The organism is uncultured Pseudoflavonifractor sp., assembly GCF_944387275.1.
In the GTDB taxonomy this organism is placed as follows: domain Bacteria; phylum Bacillota; class Clostridia; order Oscillospirales; family Oscillospiraceae; genus Pseudoflavonifractor; species Pseudoflavonifractor intestinihominis.
Genome location: NZ_CALXEG010000066.1, coordinates 1 through 9,778, shown reverse-complemented (window position 1 = coordinate 9,778; position 9,778 = coordinate 1). Strand labels below are relative to the sequence as shown.

The 9,778-nt window shown below is 62.6% G+C and carries 3 protein-coding genes; all 3 read right to left on the bottom strand.

The annotated features are described in order from the left end of the window. On the bottom strand, positions 1-1,247 hold a 1,247-nt coding region (nrdD, locus tag Q0K23_RS12385), incomplete at its 3' end, for an anaerobic ribonucleoside-triphosphate reductase (RefSeq protein ID WP_294522820.1). 446 nt (positions 1,248-1,693) lie between these two features. Continuing rightward, the gene (locus Q0K23_RS12380) at positions 1,694-9,034 is read right to left on the bottom strand and encodes an endo-alpha-N-acetylgalactosaminidase family protein (RefSeq protein ID WP_294522817.1); all 7,341 of its coding nucleotides are present in this window, start codon (positions 9,032-9,034) and stop codon (positions 1,694-1,696) included. Positions 9,035-9,223: 189 nt separating this feature from the next. Beyond that, positions 9,224-9,778, bottom strand: a 555-nt coding sequence (locus tag Q0K23_RS12375) for a lacto-N-biose phosphorylase central domain-containing protein (protein ID WP_294522813.1), incomplete at its 5' end; no start/stop codon positions are given.

Genomic DNA, 9,778 nt, shown 5'->3' with positions numbered 1-9,778 from the left:
ATGGCCAGCTGGAACAGGTCGTAGTTGGGCTCGCCGGGGTTGTAGTTGACGCCCTCCTTCACCCGGAAGATCTGGATGGGGAAGATGGGGGTCTCGCCGCCGCCCAGGCCGGCCTCGGTGGCCAGCATCACGTTCTTCATCACCATGCGGCCCTCGGGGGAGGTGTCCATGCCGTAGTTGATGGAGGAGAAGGGGGTCTGGGCCCCGGCCCGGGAGTGCATGGTGTTCAGGTTGTGGATCAGGGCCTCCATGGCCTGGTAGGTGGCCCGGTCGGTCTCCTTCACCGCCCGCTGGTGGGCGAACTGCTGGGCCTTCTTGATCTCCTCCTCGTCGCCGAAGCGGCCGGTCAGACGGGGCAGCTCGGCGGCAAAGTAGTCCTCGCAGTGCTCCAGGGTGGGCTGAAGGCCGGTCTCCGCCTGGATGTCGGCCATGACGCCCTTCAGCTCCTTCTCCGGGTCCTCGTCCCCGCACAGGAGCATGAGCGCACGGGCCATATTCTGGCGGTAGCACCTGACAAAGGTCTTCTTCACGCCGTCGGCCATGCCGTAATCGAAGTTCACCACGCTCTGGCCGCCGTGCTGGTCGTTCTGGTTGGACTGGATGGCGATGCAGCACAGGGCGGCGTAGGAGGCGATATCGTTGGGCTCCCGGAGAGTGCCGTGGCCGGTGGAGAAGCCGCCCTGGAACAGCTTCTTGATGTCGATCTGGCAGCAGGTGGTGGTGAGGGTGAGGAAGTCCAGGTCGTGGATGTGGATGTCGCCCTCCCGGTGGGCCCGGGCGTGGTCCGGGTTGAGGACGAACATGTCGTAGAACTGCTTGGCACCCTCGGAGCCGAACTTGAGCATGGAGCCCATGGCGGTGTCGCCGTCGATGTTGGCGTTCTCCCGCTTGATGTCCGAGTCCTTGGCGGCGGAGAAGGTGATGTCCTCATAGATCTTCATCAGGCGGGTGTTCATCTCCCGCACCCGGCTGCGGTCGGAGCGGTAGAGGATATAGGCCTTGGCGGTCTGGACGTACCCGTCGTCCATGAGCACCCGCTCCACCAGGTCCTGGATGTGCTCCACGTCGGGCTGCTGGTTGCCCTCCACCTCCAGGATGGAGAGCACCTCGTCGGCCAGCTTGCGGGCCGTGTCCTCGTGGCCGGGCTTATAGGTGGCGTTGAACGCCTTGGTGATGGCGTGGACGATCTTTTCCTCATCGAAGGGCATAAGCCGCCCGTCGCGCTTGCGAATGCTGCTGATGGTCATATCTCGCTCCTCTTTCCTTTTTTCCGCAAAAAAACGCCCCCCAGAGGGGGTCAAAAGTCCGCTTTATTGTATACAAGATGTAGTGCCATCTTGGTCAGTGAGTGTATATATAGTATACCATCCCGGACAAGCCGTCAAGGGTCCGGCATGCGCCCAGGCGGAAAACGCCCGCCGAATTTGGCAGAGGTTTTTTGGATAGGTTGACAGTTGACGCTCCGGCCCAAGGCTTTGCGGACTTGGGGCCCGGATGATAAGAGGAAAAAAAATACTGGCATTTTTTGTATTTTACTTACCCCGGCACGTCCAGAACGATTTGAAAAAGTATCAAATCACATGCCTCCCCTATCTGGGCGGCGTCAGGATTTTTGACATGCAGAACCCCCGGCTCCGCATAGGCGGAGCCGGGGGTTCCTTGGTCCGGATTTACAGGGAAGCTATGTCGGAGATCACTTCGTCTCCAGGAAGTTCATCATGATCTGCGCCACTTCAGCGCGGGTAGCGGTACCGGTGGGATCCAGCACGCCGTTGCCCTTGCCGCCGATGACGCCGGCGCCCACAGCCCAGGCCATGGCCTCCTTGGCCCAGCCAGAGGTGGCGGAGCCGTCGGAGAAGCTCTCCAGGCTGCCCGCAGCGCTGGTATCCTCGCCCTTGTACTGAGCGTAGCGGTAGAGGATGGCGGCCATCTGCTCACGGGTGATGGAATCGTCGGGCTGGAAGCTGCCGTTGTAGCCGTTGACAATGTCGTTGGCAGCGGCCCACACCACAGCGTCGGTGTACCACTGGCCGGCAGGCACGTCGTTGAAGGGGTTGGACCCGGTGACGGTGGGCTGCTTCTCCATGTTGTAGAGGATCTGCGCCATCATGCTCCGGGTGAGGTTCATGCCGGGCGCGAAGGTGGTGGCGGAAGTGCCGTTCATGATGCCGTTGTCGGTCACATAGGCCACGGCCTTGCCGTACCAGGCATCCATGTCCACGTCGGTGAAGGTCTCCTCGCTCTCCTCACCAGCGGGCGCGAACTTCGCCTCGATGGTGTGGCGGCCGTTCACCTTCTCGAAGGTGTAGCTGGACACAGCGCCCACACTCTTGCCGTCCACCAGCACGTCGCTGATCACATAGCCCTCGTTGGCGGTAATGGTGAAGGTGCGGCTGGTATTCATGGGGACCCACACAGAGCCTCTGGGGCTGATGGTTCCGCCCTCGCCGGCAGTGGCGACGATGTTGTACTGCATCACGGAGCTGGACTCATCGCTCAGGCCATCTCTGGCGATCTTAAGGGCGTTGAAGGCCTCGTCCACCTGAGTCTGGGTGGCGCTGCCGTCCAGCAGCACGTCCACCGCGTCGCTGAGGGCTCTGCGGAAGGCCAGCCAGCTGCTGTCGGAGTAGCCGCTGTTGGCCATGGCGGCGCACTCGTCATACAGGGCGTACAGCTCGGTCTTGTCGGCAATGGTCAGGGAGTTGATAGCGGTTTCCAGAGCCTCATAGGCCGCCAGCAGAGCCTGATCGTCGCCGCTCTTCAGGGCTTCCTCGGCCTGGGCCAGAGCGTCCTGGAAGGCCTTCCAGCTCTGGTCGGTGTAGCTGCCCTGAGCGTCGTTCTTGTGCTGATCGTAGAGGGACTGGAGCACGCTGTCGTCCACAGCCAGCTTGGCGGCCTCCAGCGCGACGGCCTCGCCGCCGGCCACGGTGGCCTCCATGGTGATGGTGTCATAGCCAGCAGCAGTGACAGTCAGCACATAGTCGCCGGCCGCCAGAGGCACGGTGGTGAAGCGGCCGTCGCCGCCGGTCACGGTGCTGGTGACCACATCGCTGGCGCGGGTGTTCTTCTCAGTCACGGTGATCTGGGCGCCAACCACAGGCTCGTTGGCGCTGTTGAGGATCTGGCCGCTGATGGGAGCGGTGTCCTCCGCGGCCTCGTCAGCGGGGGTGATGGAGAGGTTGTCGATGATGAAGGCGGCGTCGGCGTTGCGGCCCATGTTGATGCCCACATAGCCGGCCTCGCTGGGCGGGTTGGACATGGCCACTTCATCCATCAGCTGGACGCCGTCCACCCACAGGGAGATGTTGTTGTCCTTCAGGGTGACCTTGATATGGGTGGTGACGCCCACATACAGGCCGGGGCCCTGGACGGTGCTGGACCACAGGTTGCCGCTGCCGAAGTACTCCCAGCCCCAGCCATTGGCACTGTCGAAGGTGCCGATGAAGATACGGCTGTTCATACCGTTGCCGCGCAGGGTCACGCCGAAGCGGGAGCCGGTGGTCAGAGGCGTCACGTCCATCTCGACCGTGCCGTTCTTCATGCTGAGGGTCTGATCCACCACGCTGTTGCGCTCGGTGCTCTTGAAGGTCACCTTCAGGGCCTTGCTGCCGTTGTAGTCCACGGCCTCGATGACCTCGTTGGCGCCGTCGCCCGCATTGCCGGCCAGAGGCTGGATCATGGAGACGTCGCCGCTGTCGAAGGTGTTGACGTAGCCGCTGCCAGTCTTGGTGGCGAGGGTCACGTCCTTCTGGTTGGTCTCACCGGCGGTGAGGGTGCCGGCATCCACGGTGATAACATCGTAGCCCTGGGCGGTCACCTTGACCATATACCGCTCGGCGGACAGCCAGTCGAACTCATAGCGGCCCTGAGCGTCGGTCACGCAGGTGGCGCCGGTGGGACGGTAGCCGCTGTTCTCCAGGGTGACGGTGGCGCCGGCCACGGGGTTGCCCTCGGCGTCAGCCACCACGCCGGTCAGCTTGGTCACCAGACGGGTCAGGTTGAGCATGGTGCGCTCCAGCTCGGTGGCGGCCTGGGTCACGGCCTCCTGGGTGGCCTCAGGATTGTTCAGAACGTCCTTGGCGGCGGACAGAGCGGCCTGGAAGGCAGCCCAATCGCCGGTGTAGTCGCCCTCGAGCATAGCGCTGCCCTCGGTGACCAGCTGGCTCAGATCGCCCTTGCTCACCTCGCTGACGGTGATGCTCAGGTCATCCAGCACAAAGTCCTTATAGCCGCCGAAGTCGGCCGCAGCACCGCTGGTGCCCTGGGTATTCGCACCCTTGCCGGTGGAGCGGATGCCGAACCAGGTCTGGCCGGACTCGTCGCCGATGATGGTGAAGGTGCAGGTGGCGGTCTCGCCCAGGGACATCTTCAGAGGCACAGCGGTGGCGGTGCTGTTGTTGTAGGCGCCGCTGCCGTAGACCACCTCATAGGTGCCCTCGGAGCCCATCTGATACTTGAAGCTGACGTTGTAGGTCACGCCGGGCTCAAAGTGGAAGTTCTGGGGAATGGTGTAGTAGATGGCGTTGTTGTACCCGACCAGGCCGTTGATCTTGACAGACCAGTTGCCGTCCAGCACGTCGTCCATCTTCTTCACATCCCAGCCGGCCTGGGTGTAGGGGGCGTGGAGCTCGGAGAGGTGGTTGCGGCCGTCGGCAATGCCCTGGGCGCCGGACATGACGAAGGGGAACAGGCCCTGGGCCTCGTTCTCGAAGTCCTGATAGAAGGCGACGATGTTGCCCTCCTCGTCATAGGTGTACAGGTCGGACTCATTGGCCACCACGCGGACATCGTCGAAGTAGGTGTTGCCCTCGCCCGCCTCGCGGCTCAGGGTCAGGACCACATCCCCGCTCTCAGGCGCGGTGAAGAACACGTACATGTTCTGGAAGTAGCTGCTGCCGCTCTCGGTGGGGTTGCCGTTGTGGTGGATGTAGCTGCTGATGTAGTTGCGGGCAATGGATCGCAGGGTGTAGTTGCTGGCCAGAACCTCATCGCCGCAGGTGATGGTGATGGAGGCCTTGGCGTCGCTGCGGTTGTCCACGCCCACGTACACGGCGTACTTCTGGCCGGCCACCAGATCGGTGATCTTCTGGCTGACAGTGGCCTCGCCGCTCATCTTGAGCATGGGGGTCAGGTGGGAGGTAACAGCCCGCTCGGCAGCGCCGGTCACGGTCCAGCTGTCGGTCAGGACGCCGTTGAAGGACACGTCGGTCAGGTGCATGCCGGCGGCAGTGTAGGTGACGTCGGGAGCGGGAGCGCCCTTGTCGCCCTTGACCACCACGTAGGGCACACCGGCCTTGGCGGTCAGAGTGATCCGGCCGTCCTTCACTTCCACCACGGTCTCGTTGGTGCGGCCCTGGTCGGTCAGCTCGTAGACCTTGACGTTGGCCAGATCGGTCCAGCCGTCGGGCAGATCCCAGGTGCTCTCGCCGTCAACCAGGTTGTAGTGGTAGAGCTTCTCGTTCTCGGCGGAGACAACGTCGCCGTTCTCATCCCAGTACCAGGGGATCAGGTACTGCAGGTTGCCGGCGGGGGCGTTGCTGGTGAAGTCGCCGGGGTCGGAGGCGCCGCGGAGAATCTCCTTGCCGTTGAGGGTGATGGTGCGGGAGCGGTACTCCAGCTTGTTCGCCGGGGTGTCATAGGAATAGGTGTCGTTGATCTCGCTGTCGGAGCCGCGGGTGACCACCACGGTGTCCGTCCGGTCCTCGCTCTGGAGGGTGATCTGGACCTCAGGAGTCCACTGGGAGCGCTGGTTCTCGCTGAAGCCGCCGGAGCTGGTGCCGTAGGGGATGGAGACGGCCTCGTCGTTGTCCACCCACTTCATGATGTCGTAGTGCTGGAGGAACTTGGTGGGCAGCATCTGGTTGTACAGGTTGTCGATGAAGAGATCGTACTCCACATCGCCCTGCCAGCCCTCAAAGCCCTGCATCACGGGGCCGCCCAGCAGGGGGGCGTTGGAGGCGCCGCCGTAGGTGGGGAAGTCGGGCGGGAAGGAGTCCTTGTAGCTGTTGAGCATGAAGCGCATGATCTCGCTGTTGAGCTTGCCCTTCTGATCATAGCCGCCGTAAGTAAAGTCGGTGACCCAGTGCTGGAAGGTGGAATCCCACTCGTTGGCGTAGCCCCACTCGTGGACGATCCGCCACTCGTTGCTGGTGATCTCGTTGGAGAGCTTGCGGGTCTGCCAGGCGTCCTCGGTGCCGGAGGTGTTGTTGCCCCACACGTCCACGTAGACGTAGTCCAGGTTATTCCCTACCAGCTCATAGAGCTTGTCGAAGCGCTCGTTCCGGTTGCCGGAGGCCAGGTCGTAGACGCCGTTGATGCCGATGCCCTGGTCCAGCCAGTTCCAGCCGTAGCTGAGCAGCTGGCCGTTGCGCTTGACCATGTCCTCGTTGAAGGCCTTGGCCTCGGGGTAGAACTCGCTGGCGTTGACGTGGATACCGAACTCAGCGCCGTACTTGTGGCCCTCGGTCAGCATGGTGAGCATGTCCTCCACGCCGCCGATGCGCCGGCCGATGTCATAGTAGTCGGGGTGGCCGGAGTCGTGGCCCTCGTTGGCGTAGCCCTTGAGAAGCACGGACTGGCCCAGGCCGTCGGAGTTGAGGGCCACCCGCTTGACGTTGTCAAGAGCAGTCAGGAAGGGGTTGGGCGCCTCACTCTGGAAGTTCATGGAGATACGGGTGGTGACCAGATCCCGCACGCTGTCGCTGTAGGCGGGGATGTGGATGATCTCCTGGTCACGGGCGGCGATGGCGGCATCCTGCCAGTCGACGGTCTCGTCGCTGTTCTCGTCGCCGGTGATGACCACCTTCACGTAGGGCATCTCGTCGATACCGGCCCGAATGCCCACTACCTTCTCCTCATCGGTCAGGTTGGCATAGGAGGCCTGGGTGGCGTCGCTGCTGCTGATCTTGCGGTCCAGATACCACAGGGAGCTGCCCACGCCCACGGTCTTGTAGGTGCCCCGGTCCTGAGCGGTGACGGTCAGGCGGTAGTTGTTGGAACCGGCCGCGCTGCTGCCCGCGTCGGAGTTGCTGGAGATGCCGGCGCTCAGCTCGCTGTTGGACAGGAAGGCATACATATAGCCCTGGTTGTTCACGCTGTTCACATTCAGGTCGCCGTCCACAGTGACGAAGGTGTCGCCGCTCTGGATGGTGCTGCTGCCCAGACGGGCGGCGGCCAGCTCCGCGCCGGCCTGGGTGCTGCGTACGGAGATCAGGCTGTGGTTGGGGATCTCAATGCTCTCAACCGGGTGATTGACCTTGTCGGCCTTCTCACCGTAGGTCAGGTCGGTGATGTTGAAGGCCAGGGTGTTGCCCTGGGCCACCATCTCGGCGGTGATGACCGCGTCGATGTTGTTGCCCTCATCCTGGACCGTCATGGTATAGGTGATCTTGCTGCCCTCCGTCTGAGCGGTCACAACGGGCTTCACGGACACGCCGTTGATCTTCAGGGTGTCCAGCTGAGTCACCTGTCCGTAGAAGGTCTTGCCGTCATTGGCACCCTTCATGTTGTACTGGATGACCCGGGGGAACGCGGTGTCCACCACCACGTCCATGGCCTCGGTGCTCAGGGTGGCGGTCTCGATCTTCAGGGCGGTCAGGACCACGTTCAGGCCCGTCACGTCGGCGTCGGAGATCTCCACCTGCTGGCTGGCGTCCTCATAGCCGTCGGCCGCGACGGTCATGGTGTAGGTGCCGGTGGTGAGGTCGGTGATCGTGAACTCACCGCTGCCATTGGTCACGTCCTGCTTGCCGTTGAGGGTGACCACCGCGTTGGCCACGGGCTTCTCCCCGTCGGTGACGGTGCCGCTGACAGAGCGGCCCTCCACCTTGGCCTGGCCGGTGTAGTGGATGTCGCTGAGCATGTACTCCGTAATGCTGCTGCCGTAGACGCCGGCCTTGAAGCCGACTCGGCCCTGATTCTCCTCAGATACCACAACGCTGGAGAAATCAACAGGCATATTCTGGAACAGATCCTTGCCGTTGACCGTGGCCTTGGTGAGGGAGGAGCCGGTCCACTCCAGACGGAGGGTGGCCTCAGTGCCCACGCCGGGGGCGGCCACGCGGCTGCCCTGATACCAGGCATTGCTTCCGCCGTCATAGGTCTGCCAGAACCAACCGGTGGCGTCTGCACCCACAAAGAAGCCCTTGCCGGGGTTCTCGTAATTCAGGTACAGGCCCAGTCTGGTGTCAGCCACGGTGGGCTTGAAGGTGACCTCCAGGAAGGCGGTCCCATCGGCACCCACGCCCTTCAGCGCAGCAGACATGGTCTCGTCGATAAAGACGGCGGGGTAGGAGGCCGCGGCGGTAGCATTTCCGTTTGTAGCGTCCGCCTTCAGGTGGCGCTCCCCGTCCTTGATCTCGCAGATGGCGCCCGTACCCTTGACGGTAGCGGGGTCCTGGGACCAGATGTCGTGGATGGCGCCGTCGGCCACGCCCACATCGGGATCAACGGGCTCGGTGGGCCCGGGCTCCACAGAGGTCTCATCGGAGACCATGAAGTAGTTGATCTCGGCCTGGAATGCCCCGCCTTGGGGTTTATATGCAGATTCGTTCGTCCGCTCAGTGAAGGTCATGACCAGAGTATGTTCCACATTCTCCAGCCCGGTCACCTCGTAGAGCAGCTGGTCATATCCGTTGTCTCCATTGCCGTAGAAGTCCACATCGGCCGCCTCACCGTCGTCCACGACGGCGGTCATGATGGGGCCGTTGTAGGCCTTCTTGCCGTACACGGCAATGCCGGTGCCGGTGAAGGTCACGGTCACGGTAGAGCCAACTGTGTTTCCGAAGTGGCTCGTGGCGCCGGACTCATCGTCATAGGTCCAGGTACCCCAGTCATCGCCAGACCAGACAACCGCATCGTCCGAGTCCTCGATGCGCTGGCCTTCCCGCTCCGCAGTCAGGCTGATCGCCGGCGCGTCCCCCTCGTCCGTGGGAAGCGCCGTGTCTGCCGCTCCGGCCGGTATCATGCCGCCCAGCATTCCCAGGCAGAGGAGCAGTGCGATGGCCTTCTGGGTTTTTGTCTTGAAACTTGCCATACTAATTCTCCCTTCCTTTATAATATAGGATAAACATCCTTATCCCACCAAATAAAACTATTTCTTTCCCATAGGTTTTACAGGCTTTTCCTGACAGAAAACCGGCTTCAGCGGTGGTCATATAGTTGGAGCCGGTCTTCTGTCTCTGTCAGGTGTTTGGTGCTGCCGTACAGGAGAAATATTGTTCTGTCAGATCTCGTACCACTTGATCTCGTTGGCGGCCAGATCCAGCTGGAAGCTGGAGCCGTCGCCCTTGTAGACCGTGGTGCTCTGGGGCTCGTAGGTGTTGTTGACCACGCAGTACTTGCCATTGGCCACAAAGGCGTGGACTTCCACGTTGAAGTTGGTGGAGAACCACTTGTTCAGGTCCGCCTCACCGTGGGTGGACCACAGGATGGACCGGTACAGCACGCGGCTGTTCTCAAAGGTATAGGGCAGACCGGAGATGTACACGCAGCGGCCGGAGCCGTAGTCGTGGACCGCCATCTGCACTTCCTTCTCACGCTGCACCAGGATCTCGGTGCCCTCCAGGGCGTAGATGCTCTTCTTGCCCTCGCCGAAGTTCATCTCGCCCTTGCAGTCGGCCAGGATGAAGTGGTCGGGGTGCTCGTCCCAGTTGTACTTGTCGTAGTTCAGGGTGAAGCCGGTCTCCTTCTCCACACCCAGAGCGCCCGCCAGCTGGAGGTAGCGGCCCTGGTACTGGTGGCCGGAGGGCTCGCCCACGCCGATGAAGCCGCCGCCGTT

What these genes read in the sequence shown, in the direction of transcription:
- Q0K23_RS12380 (WP_294522817.1), bottom strand. Translation starts at nt 9,034, where the DNA reads ATGGCAAGTTTCAAGACAAAAACCCAGAAGGCCATCGCACTGCTCCTC.